This window comes from Stenotrophomonas maltophilia complex sp. Om-AH-Sm3, assembly GCF_059337855.1.
In genome coordinates this window covers 20,450-35,520 of record NZ_JBYBLQ010000022.1, presented here as the reverse complement: position 1 = coordinate 35,520, position 15,071 = coordinate 20,450, and the positions used below count along the sequence as shown (strand labels likewise).

Below are 15,071 nucleotides of genomic sequence, written 5' to 3'. Positions count from 1 at the left end.
CGCAACAAACAAGCGCGTTATACGCTGTTTTTCGAGCGACTGCAGCGGCCTAGAGTGGCGCCATTCCCAGCCCACACCGCCCCACGGAGTCCTGCCATGAAGATCGCCCTCGTTGGTTCCACCGGCAACATCGGCCGCCAGATCGCCCGCCACGCGCTGGCCCACGGCCACGAACTCACCCTCATCGTGCGCAGCGCGCAGGACCTCCCGGCCGAGCTGGCCGGTGCCCATCCGGTGATCGCCTCGCTGGATGACCAGGACGCGCTGGTTGCCGCCATCGCCGGCCACGACGTGCTCGCCAGTGCCTACGGCCCGCGCCCGGGCGATGACATCGGCCGCGTCGGCGAGGTCGCCGCGCAGCTGGCGGCCGCCGCACGCAAGGCCGGCGTGCCGCGCCTGGTAGTGGTCGGCGGTGCCGGCAGCCTGGAAGTCGCACCCGGCGTGCAGCTGGTCGATACCCCTACCTTCCCGGAGGCGTACAAGCCGTACGCGCTGGCCCATCGTGAAGCCTTCAATCGCCTGCAGGCAGTAGACGACCTGGACTGGACCTTCTTCTCGCCAGCCGCCGAAATCGGCCCGGGCGAAGAGCGCGGCCGGTACCGCGTGCAACCCAGGGCCTTCCTGGCCGACGCCAGCGGCCACAGCCGCATCAGCTATGCCGACTACGGCGCCGCGTTCGTCGCCGAGCTGGAAGCGCACGCGTACCCGAAGCAGATCATCACCGCAGCGTACTGATCCACGCACGTCCCATGTAGAGCCAAGCCCGCGCTCGGCTCTACGCGAACATGCAGCCGGGCATTGGCCCGGCTCTAGACAAGGAATTCCCATGCGTACCGCTGCCCTGCTGCTTCCCCTCGCCCTGGCCGCCACTTTCACCAGTGCGCCGCTGCTGGCCGCACCGGCCACCGCGGCGCCGACCACCGCGACGAAATCACAACTGCACCTGCAGACCTTCCATCCCGGCCCGCAGGCGATGTTCCCGGTGTCCTCGGTGCTGATCGAAGGCCGCCATGACGCGATCCTGGTCAACGCGCAGTTCGGCGCCAGCGACGCACGCAAGCTGGTCGAACTGATCCGCGCCAGTGGCAAGCAGCTGACCACGATCTACATCAGCCACGGCGATCCGGACTACTACTTCGGCCTGGCCACCCTGCAGGATGCCTTCCCGCAGGCACGCATCGTCGCCACTGCGCAGACCGTCGCCCACATCCGGCAGACCCAGGCCGGCAAGCTGGCCTACTGGGGACCGAAGATGGGTGCCGACGTGCCCGCGCGCGTCGTGGTGCCGCAGGTGCTGGATGGCGATGCCCTGCAGCTGGAAGGCCAGCGCCTGCCGTTGATCGGCCTGGATGGCCCGACCCCGGACCGCACGGTGCTGTGGGTACCGTCGCTGAGCGCGATCGTCGGCGGCATTCCGGTGGTGGCCGGTGAGCACGTGTGGATGGCCGACACGCAGACGCCGAAGTCGCACACTGACTGGCTGCAGGCCCTGCAGCGGTTGCAGGCACTGAAGCCGAAGGTGGTGGTGCCCGGGCACTACGCGCCGGGTGCCGCACTGGATGCCAGTGCGCTGCGCTTTACTGCGGACTACATCCGCGCGTTCGATGTCGAGACGGCAAAGGCGAAGGACAGTGCGGCGCTGGTGCAGGCAATGCAGTCGCGCTACCCGAAGCTGGATGGCGTCGCATCGCTGGAGCTGAGTGCGAAGGTGGCCAAGGGCGAGATGCAGTGGCCATGAGGTAGGGAGTTTTCTTTTGCAGGGCTGCGCCCTGCACCTGCAGAGGCAACAGCAACAGCCGAAGCAACAGCAAAAGCAACAGCTGGCTATCCGTGGGAGGGCGAGGTGGGTCCGGTTGCGGGGGACGCCGTGAATCCGTCCATGGAGGCTCGGTCGCGCCATCCATGGCGCTCACGCCCCCGCAACCGGACCCACCCCGCCTTCGACAGTTTCCCGCTATCTGTCGGAACCTGCTGCTGATGGTGGGTGCCGACCGTTGGTCGGCACGGGGTCAGAGCCCGTTGCTGCGCAACGGGCTCTGACCCCACTATTTGATGATTAGGTATCTGTGGGATTGTTCATGTCGTGCTCGAACAATTCGCCCTGCACCACCGGTTCCTTTTCGCGGAAGCCGCCCAGCCCAACACCCACCAGCCGATAGCGCGTCTCCGCCGGCAGGTCGACGCGGGCGCGCAGGGCCAGTGCGATGTCGCGCAGTTCTTCCATCGACTCCGGCGGACGTTCCGGGGTGAAGCTGCGGGTGAGGATGCGGAACTGCGCGGTCTTCAGCTTCAGCACCACGGTGTGGCCGACGCGTTCGGTCTTGCGCGTGGCATTCCAGGTCTTCTCCGCCAACTGCACGATCGCCTCGCCCAGGTCTTCCAGCAGCAGGTCCTCGGCGAAGGTGTCCTCCGAGGAAATGGACTGCACCTGCTGGTCCGGTTCCACCGGCCGCTCGTCGATGCCGCGCGCCCGGTTGTACAGGCTGCGCCCGAAACTGCCGAACGCCTCTTCCAGATCGGTCAATGCCCATTGCCGCAGATCGCCGCAGGTGACGATGCCGCGCGCGGCCAGCTTGCTCTCCATCACCTTGCCGACGCCAGGCACCCGTTTCACCGGCAGCGGCAGCAGGAACGCGTCCACCCGCTGCGGCGGAATCACGAACTGGCCATCCGGCTTGCGCCAGTCCGAGGCGATCTTGGCCAGGAACTTGTTCGGCGCGATCCCGGCTGAAGCAGTCAGGTTCGTTTCCTCGCGGATCTGCATGCGGATGGTACGGGCGATGTCGGTAGCCAGTTCGATGCCGCTCTTCGGCTCGGTCACGTCCAGGTAGGCTTCGTCCAGCGACAACGGTTCAACCAGGTCGGTGTGGCGCAGGAAGATCTCGCGCACCTGGCGTGACACCGCCTTGTAACGTGCGAAGTCGGGCGGTACGAAAATCGCGTCCGGGCACAGGCGCTCGGCGCGCACCGCGGGCATCGCCGAACGCACGCCGAACACGCGTGCCTCGTACGAGGCCGCGCACACCACCGAGCGTGCGCCGCGCCATGCCACAACCACCGGCTTGCCGCGCAGTGACGGATCGTCGCGTTGCTCCACCGACGCGTAGAACGCGTCCATGTCAACGTGGATGATCTTGCGCAGTCGGGTCATGTCAGGCGGGAAAGGCGGGGGCGGGGCGGGCAGGCCACACGCCGAAGTATGGTCGTTGCACATCAACAGGATGCGCGTATTCCCTTGAAAACACTACGGTTGCGTACGGTTGAAATGTTTGATCGGGACAGTTTCCACGGGCATCCTCGAGAACTTGTTTTCCCGTTTCCCCGCTTCCAGGATTGTGCTTCATGACCCGTCTCCACGCGTTCAACCGCGATCAGCTGCTGGCCAGCGCACGCGGTGAACTGTTCGGCACCGCCGCCGGCCGTTTGCCCAACGATCCGATGCTGATGTTCGACCGCATCACCGATATCCACGAGGATGGCGGGCCGCACGGCAAGGGCATGGTACGCGCCGAACTGGATATCCGCCCGGACCTGTGGTTCTTCGGCTGCCACTTCATCGGCGACCCGGTGATGCCCGGCTGCCTCGGCCTGGATGCCATGTGGCAGCTGACCGGCTTCTTCCTGACCTGGCTGGGCGCCCCCGGCAAGGGCCGTGCACTGGGCTGCGGCGAGGTGAAGTTCACCGGCCAGGTACTGCCGGACGCCAAGCTCGTACGCTACGAGATCGACATCAGCCGGGTCATCAACCGCAAGCTGGTGATGGCGCAGTCGGACGCCCGCATGTACGTGGATGACCGCGAAATCTACAGCGCGCGCGACCTGCGCGTCGGCCTGTTCACTGAAACCGGGAGCTTCTGATGCGTCGTGTTGTCATCACCGGCATGGGCATCACGTCCTGCCTCGGCAATGATCTGGATACCGTTTCGGCCGCGCTGCGCGAAGGGCGCTCGGGCATCACCGCCCTGGCCGACCACGCCGAAGCGGGCCTGCGCAGCCAGGTCGGCGGCCGCGTCGACCTCGACCTGGACGCCCTGATCGACCGCAAGCAGAAGCGCTTCATGAGCGACGCGGCGGCCTTCGCCTACCTGGCCATGCGCGATGCCATCGCCGATGCCGGGCTCAGCCCCGAGCAGGTCAGCAGCCTGCGTACCGGCCTGATCGCCGGTTCCGGTGGCGGCTCCAGCGAATGGCAGATCGGTGCCGTCGACCTGCTGCGCGAACGTGGCGTGCGCAAGGTCGGCCCGTACATGGTGCCGCGCACGATGTGCTCGACGGTCTCGGCCTGCCTGGCCACGGCCTACCAGATCAAGGGCGTCAGCTACTCGCTGTCGGCTGCCTGCGCGACCTCGGCGCATTGCATCGGCGCCGCTGCGGACATGATCCGGCACGGTGCGCAGGACATCATGTTCGCCGGCGGTGGCGAAGACCTGCACTGGTCGATGAGTGTGATGTTCGACGCGATGGGTGCCCTGTCGACCAGCTTCAACGAAACCCCGGCCAGCGCCTCGCGCCCGTACGACAAGGACCGCGACGGCTTCGTCATCGCCGGTGGTGGCGGCATGCTGGTGCTGGAGGATTACGACCACGCCGTCGCACGCGGTGCTCACATCCATGCCGAACTGATCGGCTATGGCGTCACCTCCGACGGCGCCGACATGGTCGCGCCATCCGGTGAAGGTGCGGTGCGCTGCATGAAGATGGCGCTGCAGGGTGTCGATCGCCCGCTGGACTACCTGAACACCCACGGCACCTCGACCCCGCTGGGCGACGTCACCGAGCTCAACGCGATCCGCGAAGTGTTCGGCGATGCGGTGCCGCCGCTGTCTTCGACCAAGGCGTTGTCCGGGCACTCGCTCGGTGCAGCCAGCGTGCACGAGGCGATCTACTGCCTGCTGATGATGCGCGATGGCTTCGTTGCCGGTTCGGCCAACATCGGCGAGCTGGACCCGAAGGTGGAGAGCTTCCCGATCCTGCGCGAGAGCCGCGAGCAGAAACTGGATACGGTGATGTCCAACAGCTTCGGCTTCGGTGGCACCAACGCTGCGCTGGTGTTCGGGCGGGTGTGAGGGGACAGGTATGCCGACCAACAGTCGGCACCCACCCACGGATGTAGAGCCGAGCCATGCTCGGCTCAGTGCCAACCAAGGTTGACACCCACCTTACCTCGGCAGCAACGGCAGCAGCAGCGCGTGCGCGTCCACCAGGGATCCAACGATGCGGTGCCCCAGGGCACGCAGCTCTTCATCCGGATGCACCAGGTCAGGCACCTGGATCACGGTCATGCCGGCCGCCAGTGCCGCGCGCGTACCGGCCGGTGAATCCTCCAGCGCCAGGCAACGCCCGGGCACCTGCCCCAGCCGCTGCGCGGCCAGCAGGTAGATATCCGGCGCCGGCTTCGGCCGCGCCACGTCGCCACTGGTGATCACCACATCGAAATACGGCAGCAGGCCGGCAGCGGCCAGCTTGCGGTTGGCCCGCGGCTGCCGCGTGGTGGTGGCCACCGCCCGCGGTACCGCGTGCGCCTTCAGCAGCTCCAGCAGCTCCAGGATGCCCGGACGCAACGGCAGACCGGTCTGGGTGCGCGCTTCGTACAGTTCGTGGCAGCGTGCAGCGACCGCCTCGATCACGCTGTCCTCGATACCCTGCGCACGCAGCAGCGCGTGCGAATCGCGGTCACCGAGGCCGACCATGCGCAGGAACACCGCCTCGTCCAGGCCCAGCCCGAATGCGTCGGCGGCCTCGCTCCAGCAGGCCAGCGAGACCCGCTCGCTGTCGATCATCAGGCCGTCCATGTCGAAGATGACGGCGTCGGGGAGGAACGGCAGCGCAGCAATGTTGGTCATGAAGCGAACAACGTATCCAGGTCGGTGGAGGTGAGCTGCCGCCATTGCCCTTCGTCCAGCCCCTGCAGGTCCAGCCCGCCGACGCGGCTGCGGTGCAGGGCCTGCACGTGGTTGCCGGTGGCGGCGAACATGCGGCGTACCTGATGGTAGCGGCCTTCGTGCAGCACCAGCCGCGCACGGCGCGCATCCAGCACCTCCAGTTCAGCCGGCAGCAGGGGCGTCTTCTCGGACTCAAGCATCAGCGTGCCGCTGGCGAACAGCGCTGCCTCGTCGCCGCGCAGGTCCTCGCTCAACTCGACCTCATAGACTTTCGGCAGCTTCGACTTCGGCGAGATGATCCGGTGCAGCAGGCCACCATCGTCGGTCAGCAACAGCAGGCCACTGGTCTCGCGGTCGAGGCGGCCGACCGTGGACAGCACCGGATCACGGTCGCGGAAGCGCGGCGGCAGCAGGTCGTAGATCAGGCGGCCGATGTCCTTGGTCGAGCAGGTGTAGCCGGCCGGCTTGTGCAGCGCGATCGACAGGCCCACCGGCGGGTCCAGCGGCTCGCCATCAACCCGGATCGCCTCATGCGGCACCTGGTCGTCGGCATACAGCACCTCGCCGTCGGCGTCGGTGATGCGGCCTTCGCGGAACATCCACTGCACCTGCTTGCGGCTGCCATAGCCCAGGTTGGCGATGTGCTTGACCAGCTTCACTTGCCCTTCCCCTTCACTGCTTCAACCAGCTTGAAGCCGTCGCGCTCGGCGACCACGCGCACCGCGCCGAAGCTCTCGTTGAGCGTGTACTCATACGGCAGGTGGCGATTGGCCACCACGTACAGGCGTCCGCCCGGGCGCAGCGCCTGCGCGGCCACGGCGATGAAGCGCTGGCCGATGTCCGGGCGATCGGCGCGCGACGGCGTGTGGAACGGCGGGTTGCTGATGATGACGTCGTAGCCCGGCTCGATGCCGGCGGTGACGTCGCGCCACAGGAAGCGCAGCGGCAGCGGGCGCGGCGGCGGCGCCAGGTTCAGCTCGGCCAGCGCCAGTGCGCGTTGCTCGGCTTCGTACAGGTCCAGCGCGGTGATCTTCGGGCAGCGTTCCAGAAGTTCGCGCGACAGATAGCCGTAGCCGGCGCCGAGGTCGGCGGCGCGTCCGGCCAGGTCGGCCGGCAGGTGCTCGGCCAGCAGCGCCGACGCCGGATCGATGCGATCCCAGGCGAACACGCCCGGGCGGCTGAGGTAGCGACCGCCCACGATCGGGCGCACCGCATCCAGCGCCGACCAGCGCTTGGCCAGGTCAGCGTCGTGCTGGCCCTGCAGCGGGGCGGTCCAGTACACGCGGCAGTGGTTCTTGGTCAGGCAGCCACCGAGGCCGGCCAACTGCTTGAGGTCGCCCTCGCCCGAACGCGCACCTTCGTTGTTGGACTGGCAGGCAACGATGCGGCCGCCATCGGCGACCAGCGCCAGCGCACGGGCGAACAGCGCACGGGCTTCTTCGCGCTGGCGCGGCGGCAGCACCAGTACCAGCGGATAGCGGCCCTTGCCGGCCGCGTCATCCAGCTGGCCGCTGACGGTCCAGCCGGCAGCCTGCTGCAGCGGTTGCGCGAACGGGGCGAAGCTCTGTTCGCAGTGCACCTCGCGGTTGCCGGCCGCTTCGCGCAATGGCCAGCCATCGCGGGCACGCAGGAAGGCCACCGGGCCCTCCGGCCAGCGCAGGGCGCCTTGGGAGAACGGCAGGAGCAGGGTCTGCAGGGGGGCGTCGTCGCTGGAGGCCATCGGCGCGGGTACTTCAAGCGTGAGGGCCGTCCATTGTACCGGCTTGGCCGGGCCGACCCCGGCGGCCCGCTTTGCGAAACCCGAACGGGGCCTTGATCCGCCAGAAACATTGAAACGTTCAGGGTAGAGGCTCCCCCCGGAAACCCAGGAGAACCTGCATGCGAGCCTTGTTCGTCGGTGGCGTGGTCGACAACAGTGAAATGGACCTGGAAGGCAGCCATCCGCCCGTGCACTACCCCGAGGACACCGGCGGCGGCCACTCGCGCTACCGGCTGCACCAGGTCGGCCATGGCGCCGACGGCAGCGTTGCCTACGCCGTCTATGGGGCACCGGACCTGGCCGATGACGAGGTGGCGAGGGTTGCAGAGGAGCGGGCGTACGCACGCCGATTCGAGGCGACGCCGACGTTGTTCGAGCATTGACACACCGGTAGCGCCCGAGCCCACGCTCGGGCGACGGCGCAGCCGAGCGTGGGCTCGGCTCTACATCCGATCAAGGCGCCTTGGGTGGCAGGCGGTTGATGCTGACGATTTCATCCAGCCACACGTGGTGCTGCTGCACCGGCGTGTCGTAGTCATCCAGGCGCAACTGGCCGTTGCTGCCTTCGTCGCCGGCCTCGTTGCGGTATTGCTGCACAGTTGGCCTCACCGCCACCGTGCCGAGCAGGCGGCGGCCATCGTGCAGAATCAGTTCCACCTGCGTTTCGCCATCCAGCTGCGGCAGCAGGGCTTCCAGGCGCGCGATCTGCGCCGGATCGGTGTGGATACGTGGAGCTATACGGGACATCGGCGACCTCCTGACTGCAGGGTCGCCGATCGGCCGTGAATGTTCAGTGCCGCGCGCTGTCCGCGCGCGGCACCTGCACCTTGCGCACGGCAGCCACCAGCTGCGCCACCGAGTACGGCTTGGCGACGTGCTCCTGGAAGCCCGAGGCCAGCGCGCGGCGACGGTCGTCGGCACGCGCCAGTGCAGTCACCGCCACCGCAGGCAAGGTCGCCGCGTCCACGCCCATGTCCTCGCGCAAGGTGCGCACCAGGCCATAGCCATCCATGCCCGGCATGCCGATGTCGGTCAGCAGCACGTGGTACTGCAGGTGGCCGGTGTCGGCCAGCAATGCCAGCGCTTCGCCGGCCGAACTGGCCGCCGACACGCTGGCGCCCTGCTCTTCCAGCATGCGCCGCAGGTACTCCAGCACTTCCGGCTGGTCTTCCACCGCCAGCACATGCATGCCGCGCAGCGGATACGGCTCGACGATCACCGGCTCCAGGATCGGCCCGCTGATCACTTCACGCAGCGGCCGCCGTTCGGCATCGGGAACATGCTGGGGCAGGCGCACGGTGAAGGTCGCGCCGTGGCCGTGGCCCTCGCTGGCGGCAGTGACCGTGCCACCATGCAGTTCGACCAGCTGCTGCACGATCGCAAGGCCCAGGCCCAGGCCGCCATGGCGACGGGTGGTGGTGCCGTCGGCCTGGCGGAAGCGGCTGAACAGATGATTGAGGAATTCAGGTGCGATGCCATCACCGCTGTCACGCACGGTGATCTCCCAGTAGTTGCCGTCGGCCCGCAGCTGCAGGTCGATGCGGCCTTCAGCCGGGGTGAACTTGATGGCGTTGGACAGCAGGTTCCAGAACACCTGCTGCAGGCGCGTGGCGTCGCCCAGCACCAGGCTGGGTTGCGCGGGCAGCTGCAGGTGCACGTCCAGCGCCTTGCCTTCGGCCACTAGTTCCTGCGCGCCGATCGCCTCACCCAGCACCGCGCACAGGTCCAGCACTTCCACCTCCAGCTGCACCTTGCCCAGCAGCATGCTGCTGAGGTCGAGCATGTCCGAGATCAGCCGCTTCTGCGCACCGGCGCTGTTGGCGATCACGTTCAGGCCCTTGTACAGCGGGCTGGTGTTGTCCACGCGCTGCAGCAGCAGTTCGCTCCAGCCGAGGATGGTGGTCAACGGCGTACGCAGCTCATGCGACAGCGTGGCCAGGAATTCATCCTTCAGCCGCGCCATGTTTTCCGCAGCACTGCGCGCGGCGCGCTCGGACTGCAGCAGTTCCTCGCGGGCGAGCTCGATCTCGCGGCGTTCGGTCACGTCCGGGCTGCTGCCGGCCAGGCCGATGAAACGGCCCATGCGCGAGAAGCGCGGGCGCGCGTTCATCTCCAGCCAGCGCCACTGGCCATCGGCGCGGCGTGCGCGCACCAGCGCATGCATCGAGCGCTGCGCTTTCAGTGCTTCCTGCAGTTCGTACTCGAAGACCGACGCGTCGTCCGGATGCACCAGGCCGCGCCAGACGTCCTCCGGCACGCGCGTCTCGTCGCCACCGAAGAACTCGCTGAAGGCACTGTTGACGAAACGGGCATGGCCGCGCTCGTCCAGCACCCACACCGGCATCGGCAGGCCGTCGGCCAGCGCGCTGAAGCGGGCTTCGCTTTCGCCCAGCTCCACTTCCATCTGCTTGCGTGCGGTGATGTCGAAGAACAGGATGCCGACCTTGTCCTCGCCCGGCCGGCCCACGCGCACCGCATCCACCGCGAACGAGCGGCCCAGCGCACGCGCTTCCATCTCGAACTGGGCCGGGCGGCCGCTGCGTGCGACCTCGCCATAGATGCGGAACCAGTCCTGCTCATGGCCGGGCTCCAGCGCCGTCATGCGCTTTCCACGCGCATCCTTCAGCCCGGTGTGGCGCTCGAAGGCATCGTTGACCTCGATGAAGCGGTAGTCGACCGCACGATCACCCTCGAACAGCACCTGGATCACGCAGAAACCGGCGTTGATGCGTTCAAGCACGCCATGATGCAGGTCGGGTTCGGGCGCCGGCACCGTCATCGGTGGGCGCTCCACGAGGGGCGGCAGTGTGGACAAGGGTGTCTGTGCAGGCCAGGTTGGAGGCACAGCATCTTCCAAAGGGCGTATTCACAGCGTCAAGCGCCGTCAGTCATGGTTGACGTCGATGAATTGGCGGCAACCGCTCTTGCAGACGACGCATGCGGCCATTGCCGATACCGGGAAGCAGGATCACACTCGATCTGTGATCAACATCGCCCCCATCGAAGGGACGCAGGAGACCGTGATGAAACGCTCACTCGCGATTGCCCTGTTGGCAGGCGCCCTGGCGGCGGGCGGCGCCAGCGCTGCCCCGCGCACCGTGACCGACCCGGAAGCTCCCCGCGCATTGCAGGCCGATGGCCCGGTCAGCGTGAAGTGGGACGATCCGGCCAAGTTCACCGAGATCCGCCAGAGTACCAACCGCTTCGAAGCCGAGCGTGGCGACTGGGTGCAGCAGCTGGCACGCTACCTGCAGACCGCTGCCGCCAAACCGCTGCAACCGGGACAGACGCTTGATGTGACCCTGGTCGACATCAAGCGCGCCGGTGACTACGAGCCGTGGCACGGCCCGCGCGGCCGCGACATCCGGATCATGCGCGACATCTACCCACCGCGGATCAGCCTGCAGTACACGCTGAAGGACGCCAGCGGCCGCATCGTCAGCGAGGGCGACGCGCGCCTGAGCGATACCGGCTACCTGCACAACATCGGCCTGAAGAGCGACAGCGATCCACTGCGCTACGAAAAGCGCCTGATCGACGACTGGGTGAAGCGGCAGCTGACAGCGCAGGCCACCGCAGCACGGTAGGCCGTAGGCCCATCGGCAGGTGTCGACCTTGGTCGACACGCATTCAAGGCGCCGAGCGTGCGATCGGCTCTACACGTACACCTTCGCCACGCGCTTGACCGCGCACGGCAGCTGGTAGGCACTGACGCCACAGCGCGGCGCCAGCTCTGACAGCGTCGGCGCGGAACCCCACAGCTCCACCACGCTGCCGATGCCGGCCTGCGGATGCGCGGTCAGGTCCACCGTCAACATGTCCATCGACACGCGCCCGATCAGCCCGCCGGGCTGGCCGTCGATCAGCACCGGGGTGCCGTTCGGGGCGAACTGCGGGTAACCGTCGGCATAGCCAAGCGCGACCACGCCCACGCGGGTGCGCGCCTTGGCCACGAAGCGCGCGCCATATCCCACTGGTTCACCGGCTTCAATCCAGCGATCGGCGATCACCTTGGACTGCATCGTCATCACCGGGCGCAGGCGCGCGGTCAACGCGGTGTCATCCGGCAGCGGGTTGGCGCCGTACAGCATCAGGCCCGGGCGCACCCAATCGCTGCGCACCTCCGGCCAGCCCAGCAGCGCGGGCGAGTTGCACACGCTGGTCTCGCCCTCCAATCCATCAATGGCGCGCGCGAAGGTCGCGGCCTGCTCGCGGGTGCGCTCGCTGTCCAGTTCGTCGGCACGTGCCAGGTGGGTCATCAGCACGATGCGCTCGACCTGCGGCAGCGCCGACAGGCGTGCATGCGCCGCGCGGAAGCTGTCCACGTCCAGGCCGAGGCGATGCATGCCGCTGTCCAGCTTCAGCCACACCGTCAACGGGCGCGGGCTGTCGAACGCCGCCAGTGCCTCCACTTGCCACGGCGAACCGACGGCGAACCAGAAGTCATGCTCGGCCACCAGGGCCATGTCGCTGGGCTCGAAGATGCCTTCCAGCAGCAGGATCGGCGCACGGATGCCGGCCTGGCGCAGCTCCAGTGCCTCTTCGATGGTGGCCACGCCGAATCCATCGGCCTCGCCTTCCAGCGCCTGCGCACAGCGCACCGCGCCGTGCCCATAGGCATCGGCCTTGATGATCGCCAGGGCCTTGCCACCGCCCAGTTCACGGGCGAGCCGGTAGTTGCTGCGCAGGGCGCCCAGATCGATCAGCGCGCGGGCAGGACGCATGTGCGGTTCTCGTGTTGCGGCGCGTGACCGTACTGGCCGTAGCGGAAAATATCCAGGCCTTCGGTGCTGATCTGCGGCTGTCGCGCGCTCATCAGGTCGGCCAGGTAGCGGCCCGAGCCGCAGGCCATGGTCCAGCCCAGCGTGCCGTGGCCGGTGTTGAGGTACAGGTTGCGGAACGGCGTGGCGCCGATCACCGGCGTACCGTCCGGCGTAGCCGGGCGCAGGCCGGTCCAGAACTGCGCGCGCGACAGGTCGCCGCCCTTCGGGTAGAGGTCACGGACCACCAGTTCCAGGGTCTCGCGGCGGCGCTGCGACAGCGACAGGTCGAAGCCGGCCACTTCGGCCATGCCGCCGACACGGATGCGGTCGTCGAAGCGGGTCACCGCCACCTTGTAGCTCTCATCGAGGATGGTCGAGGTCGGCGCCATTGCCGGGTCGGTGATCGGCAGGGTCAGCGAATAGCCCTTCAGCGGGTACACCGGCAGGCGCATGCCCAGCGGTGCGACCAGCGCCGGTGAGTAGCTGCCGAGCGCGACCACGAAGCGGTCGGCGGTTTCCAGCTTGCCGTCGATGCGCACGCCGGTGATGCGGTCGCCATCGAACTCCAGGCCGGTGATGTCCTGGTCGAAGCGGAATTCAACGCCGGCATCCACGCACATCTGCGCCAGGCGGCGGGTGAACAGCTGGCAGTCGCCGGTCTGGTCACGCGGCAGGCGCAGCGCGCCGACCAGGCCATCGACGTGGGCCAGGGCCGGTTCGGCCTGGATGATGCCGGCCCGGTCCAGCACCTCGTACGGCACGCCGTACTGGGCCAGGATCTCGATGTCCTGCGCCGAGGCATCCAGCTGCTGCTGGGTGCGGAACAACTGGGTGGTGCCCAGGTCGCGGCCTTCGAATTCAATGCCGATCTGCGCGCGCAGCTCGTTCAGGCAGTCGCGGCTGTACTCGGACATGCGCACCATGCGCGCCTTGTTGATCGCATAACGCTCGTGGGTACAGTTGCGCAGCATCTGCCACAGCCAGCGGTACTGGGCCAGGTCCATGCCCGGCTTGATCGCCAGCGGCGCGTGCTTCTCGAACAGCCAGCCGATCGCCTTCTTCGGCACGCCCGGCGCCGCCCACGGCGAGGTGTAGCCGAATGACAGCTGGCCGGCATTGGCGAAGCTGGTCTCCAGCGCCGGGCCGGGCTGGCGGTCGATGACCGTGACTTCAAACCCGGCCTGTCGCAGGTACCAGGCACTGGTAGTGCCGATCACGCCGCTGCCGAGAACTAGGACTCGCATGGGACTTCTCCAACCCGATCATTCCCTGCACTGGAGCGTGCCGGGGCCATAATTGGGGAAGTATAGACAGCCAATACCAGTTGATTTGCCTGAATTGAAATCAACCGGCAGGATGTTCTCCCGCAATTCACTCCCCAAGGTTGACGGCCATGGCCACCCGTACTCGCGAACTGGACAAGATCGACCGCAAGATCCTGCGCATCCTGCAGGCCGAAGGCCGCATCTCCTTCACCGAGCTGGGCGAGCGGGTCGGCCTGTCGACCACGCCGTGCACCGAGCGCGTGCGCCGCCTGGAACGCGAAGGGGTGATCACCGGCTATCACGCCCACCTCGACCCGGCCGCGGTAAAGGCCAGCCTGCTGGTGTTCGTGGAGATCAGCCTGGCCTACAAGTCCGGCGACATCTTCGAGGAATTCCGCCGCGCCGCGCTGAAGCTGCCCAACGTGCTGGAGTGCCACCTGGTGTCGGGCGACTTCGATTACCTGCTGAAAGCACGGATCAGTGAAATGGCCTCCTACCGCAAGCTGCTCGGCAGCACGTTGCTCACACTGCCGCATGTACGTGAGTCGAAGAGCTACATCGTGATGGAAGAGGTGAAGGAGACGCTGAGCCTGCCGATTCCGGATTGAAGCTGGGAACCGGTTGGGGTCAGAGCCCGGTCATGGCGACAGTCAGCGCTGCTGCGGATGCTTCTGCGTGCGCTGTTCCTGCTGCTTGCCGCCCTTGTGCGGCGGCTGCGGCTCCATCTGCTGTTGTTGCTGTTGCTGGTGCGAGTTACGGCCCTGCGGTTCCTTGCCGGGATGACGGTTCTGCTGGTTTTTCATGGTCGCGATCCAGTGGACGAAGGACATGCGGCGGCGGGATGCCGGCGCAGGGCCACGGTGGTCCCGGAACGGTTAATCGCAGGCGAAAAAGCAGTGATCGGCTGGATGCTGTTTTCGTGCGTTCAGCCCGCTCAGCGTCAGCCAGCAGCCAACCTTGGTGGCACCAGGGCTCAGCGCTTGATCTGCTGCCCGTCGCCGGCCGGCACGCTGTCGTAGTAGCGGCCGGTGCGCGAATCGAACACGCGGTTCGGGCCGGCCGGGCGCACGCCGGGAACAATGCGGCCATTGCGGTCATAGACCTTGTCGGCCGGCCTCGGTGCTGGCGGCGGCGCGACCTGGGCCGGACCGGTGGACTTGATTGGTTGCGCCGGTTGCGGCGTAGGCAGCAACTGCGGCTGCGGCCGGGCCGCCTGTGGCGGTGGCGCCACCGGCTGCGGCGCCACGGTGGTCGCGCTGCGGGTCGCAGTCGGGTCGGCGGTCGGCACCTGCGCCAGCGCGACGATGGGCAACAGGGCCAGCAGCAGGGGAAGGGTCGGTTTCATGGCACGCTCCGGCGTGGATCGCGTTCACCTTGCGCCCGCCCCTGTGTGCCGCCCATG

Annotated in this window: 17 protein-coding genes; 7 read left to right on the top strand and 10 right to left on the bottom strand. The window is 67.5% G+C overall.

Annotated features, from left to right (window positions below):
* Window positions 1–96 precede the first annotated feature (96 nt).
* Both AC10QF_RS18685 and AC10QF_RS18680 read left to right on the top strand, forming a co-directional pair.
* Complete coding sequence (locus tag AC10QF_RS18685; protein ID WP_099495396.1) at window positions 97–735, top strand: NAD(P)-dependent oxidoreductase; 639 nt, start codon at window positions 97–99, stop codon at window positions 733–735.
* A gap of 91 nt (window positions 736–826) precedes the next feature.
* The gene (locus AC10QF_RS18680; protein WP_447906681.1) at window positions 827–1,738 is read left to right on the top strand and encodes an MBL fold metallo-hydrolase; all 912 of its coding nucleotides are present in this window, start codon (window positions 827–829) and stop codon (window positions 1,736–1,738) included.
* A gap of 318 nt (window positions 1,739–2,056) precedes the next feature.
* Here AC10QF_RS18680 and dinB read toward each other — a convergent pair whose 3' ends face one another.
* Window positions 2,057–3,151, bottom strand: coding sequence for a DNA polymerase IV (gene dinB, locus AC10QF_RS18675; RefSeq protein WP_494542670.1), 1,095 nt, complete (start codon window positions 3,149–3,151; stop codon window positions 2,057–2,059).
* A gap of 191 nt (window positions 3,152–3,342) precedes the next feature.
* Between dinB and fabA the strand changes: the two genes are divergently transcribed.
* Together fabA and fabB are read left to right on the top strand one after the other, a co-directional pair.
* Window positions 3,343–3,858, top strand: coding sequence for a 3-hydroxyacyl-[acyl-carrier-protein] dehydratase FabA (gene fabA, locus AC10QF_RS18670; protein ID WP_049412752.1), 516 nt, complete (start codon window positions 3,343–3,345; stop codon window positions 3,856–3,858).
* On the top strand, window positions 3,858–5,066 hold the full coding sequence (fabB, locus tag AC10QF_RS18665; RefSeq protein WP_005415129.1) for a beta-ketoacyl-ACP synthase I: 1,209 nt from the start codon (window positions 3,858–3,860) through the stop codon (window positions 5,064–5,066). The genes fabA and fabB overlap by 1 nt, the downstream gene beginning before the upstream one ends.
* A 93-nt stretch (window positions 5,067–5,159) precedes the next feature.
* On the opposite strand, the gene AC10QF_RS18660 is transcribed toward fabB, so the two are convergent.
* Genes AC10QF_RS18660 through AC10QF_RS18650 form a run of 3 tightly spaced genes read right to left on the bottom strand, consistent with a single transcriptional unit; the run spans window position 5,160 to window position 7,602 of the window.
* Window positions 5,160–5,843 carry an HAD family hydrolase gene (locus tag AC10QF_RS18660; RefSeq protein WP_494542669.1) on the bottom strand — a complete coding sequence of 228 codons (684 nt, stop codon included), beginning with the start codon at window positions 5,841–5,843 and terminating at the stop codon, window positions 5,160–5,162.
* Window positions 5,840–6,541: a pseudouridine synthase gene (locus AC10QF_RS18655; RefSeq protein WP_494542668.1), complete on the bottom strand. Its 702-nt coding sequence runs from the start codon at window positions 6,539–6,541 to the stop codon at window positions 5,840–5,842. The genes AC10QF_RS18660 and AC10QF_RS18655 overlap by 4 nt, the downstream gene beginning before the upstream one ends.
* Complete coding sequence (locus AC10QF_RS18650; RefSeq protein ID WP_099486345.1) at window positions 6,538–7,602, bottom strand: class I SAM-dependent methyltransferase; 1,065 nt, start codon at window positions 7,600–7,602, stop codon at window positions 6,538–6,540. Before AC10QF_RS18650 ends, AC10QF_RS18655 begins: the two co-directional genes overlap by 4 nt.
* Window positions 7,603–7,760: 158 nt before the next feature.
* Here AC10QF_RS18650 and AC10QF_RS18645 point away from each other — a divergent pair, with 158 nt between their 5' ends.
* Complete coding sequence (locus tag AC10QF_RS18645) at window positions 7,761–8,024, top strand: hypothetical protein (RefSeq protein WP_005407925.1); 264 nt, start codon at window positions 7,761–7,763, stop codon at window positions 8,022–8,024.
* Between the two features lie 70 nt (window positions 8,025–8,094).
* Here AC10QF_RS18645 and AC10QF_RS18640 read toward each other — a convergent pair whose 3' ends face one another.
* A complete protein-coding gene (locus AC10QF_RS18640; RefSeq protein ID WP_099486348.1) occupies window positions 8,095–8,388 on the bottom strand; it encodes a DUF3247 family protein in 294 nt (97 codons plus the stop codon).
* A 43-nt stretch (window positions 8,389–8,431) separates the two neighbouring features.
* Entirely contained in the window at window positions 8,432–10,420 is a 1,989-nt protein-coding gene (locus AC10QF_RS18635; protein WP_494542667.1) for a hybrid sensor histidine kinase/response regulator, read from the bottom strand.
* 244 nt (window positions 10,421–10,664) lie between these two features.
* On the opposite strand from AC10QF_RS18635, the gene AC10QF_RS18630 reads away from it, so the two are divergent.
* The gene (locus tag AC10QF_RS18630; protein ID WP_049412742.1) at window positions 10,665–11,228 is read left to right on the top strand and encodes a DUF3016 domain-containing protein; all 564 of its coding nucleotides are present in this window, start codon (window positions 10,665–10,667) and stop codon (window positions 11,226–11,228) included.
* 69 nt (window positions 11,229–11,297) lie between these two features.
* On the opposite strand, the gene alr is transcribed toward AC10QF_RS18630, so the two are convergent.
* The gene (gene alr / locus AC10QF_RS18625) at window positions 11,298–12,365 is read right to left on the bottom strand and encodes an alanine racemase (protein WP_088496435.1); all 1,068 of its coding nucleotides are present in this window, start codon (window positions 12,363–12,365) and stop codon (window positions 11,298–11,300) included.
* Window positions 12,344–13,648, bottom strand: a complete 1,305-nt coding sequence (locus AC10QF_RS18620; RefSeq protein WP_005415120.1) for a D-amino acid dehydrogenase — start codon at window positions 13,646–13,648, stop codon at window positions 12,344–12,346. The genes alr and AC10QF_RS18620 overlap by 22 nt, the downstream gene beginning before the upstream one ends.
* Before the next feature lie 149 nt (window positions 13,649–13,797).
* Here AC10QF_RS18620 and AC10QF_RS18615 point away from each other — a divergent pair, with 149 nt between their 5' ends.
* A complete protein-coding gene (locus AC10QF_RS18615; RefSeq protein ID WP_005407919.1) occupies window positions 13,798–14,277 on the top strand; it encodes an Lrp/AsnC ligand binding domain-containing protein in 480 nt (159 codons plus the stop codon).
* A 42-nt stretch (window positions 14,278–14,319) separates the two neighbouring features.
* On the opposite strand, the gene AC10QF_RS18610 is transcribed toward AC10QF_RS18615, so the two are convergent.
* Together AC10QF_RS18610 and AC10QF_RS18605 are read right to left on the bottom strand one after the other, a co-directional pair.
* Entirely contained in the window at window positions 14,320–14,499 is a 180-nt protein-coding gene (locus tag AC10QF_RS18610; protein ID WP_069139404.1) for a lana protein, read from the bottom strand.
* Window positions 14,500–14,642: 143 nt separating this feature from the next.
* Window positions 14,643–15,014 (bottom strand): classical arabinogalactan protein 4, encoded by a 372-nt coding sequence (locus tag AC10QF_RS18605; RefSeq protein WP_494542666.1) that lies wholly within the window; start codon window positions 15,012–15,014, stop codon window positions 14,643–14,645.
* Window positions 15,015–15,071: the final 57 nt, after the last annotated feature.

Coding starts and splice junctions, on each gene's coding strand:
- AC10QF_RS18685 (WP_099495396.1), top strand. CDS start 97: ATGAAGATCGCCCTCGTTGGTTCCACCGGCAACATCGGCCGCCAGATC.
- AC10QF_RS18680 (WP_447906681.1), top strand. CDS start 827: ATGCGTACCGCTGCCCTGCTGCTTCCCCTCGCCCTGGCCGCCACTTTC.
- dinB (WP_494542670.1), bottom strand. CDS start 3,151: ATGACCCGACTGCGCAAGATCATCCACGTTGACATGGACGCGTTCTAC.
- fabA (WP_049412752.1), top strand. CDS start 3,343: ATGACCCGTCTCCACGCGTTCAACCGCGATCAGCTGCTGGCCAGCGCA.
- fabB (WP_005415129.1), top strand. CDS start 3,858: ATGCGTCGTGTTGTCATCACCGGCATGGGCATCACGTCCTGCCTCGGC.
- AC10QF_RS18660 (WP_494542669.1), bottom strand. CDS start 5,843: ATGACCAACATTGCTGCGCTGCCGTTCCTCCCCGACGCCGTCATCTTC.
- AC10QF_RS18650 (WP_099486345.1), bottom strand. CDS start 7,602: ATGGCCTCCAGCGACGACGCCCCCCTGCAGACCCTGCTCCTGCCGTTC.
- AC10QF_RS18645 (WP_005407925.1), top strand. CDS start 7,761: ATGCGAGCCTTGTTCGTCGGTGGCGTGGTCGACAACAGTGAAATGGAC.
- AC10QF_RS18640 (WP_099486348.1), bottom strand. CDS start 8,388: ATGTCCCGTATAGCTCCACGTATCCACACCGATCCGGCGCAGATCGCG.
- AC10QF_RS18635 (WP_494542667.1), bottom strand. CDS start 10,420: ATGACGGTGCCGGCGCCCGAACCCGACCTGCATCATGGCGTGCTTGAA.
- AC10QF_RS18630 (WP_049412742.1), top strand. CDS start 10,665: ATGAAACGCTCACTCGCGATTGCCCTGTTGGCAGGCGCCCTGGCGGCG.
- alr (WP_088496435.1), bottom strand. CDS start 12,365: ATGCGTCCTGCCCGCGCGCTGATCGATCTGGGCGCCCTGCGCAGCAAC.
- AC10QF_RS18620 (WP_005415120.1), bottom strand. CDS start 13,648: ATGCGAGTCCTAGTTCTCGGCAGCGGCGTGATCGGCACTACCAGTGCC.
- AC10QF_RS18615 (WP_005407919.1), top strand. CDS start 13,798: ATGGCCACCCGTACTCGCGAACTGGACAAGATCGACCGCAAGATCCTG.
- AC10QF_RS18610 (WP_069139404.1), bottom strand. CDS start 14,499: ATGTCCTTCGTCCACTGGATCGCGACCATGAAAAACCAGCAGAACCGT.
- AC10QF_RS18605 (WP_494542666.1), bottom strand. CDS start 15,014: ATGAAACCGACCCTTCCCCTGCTGCTGGCCCTGTTGCCCATCGTCGCG.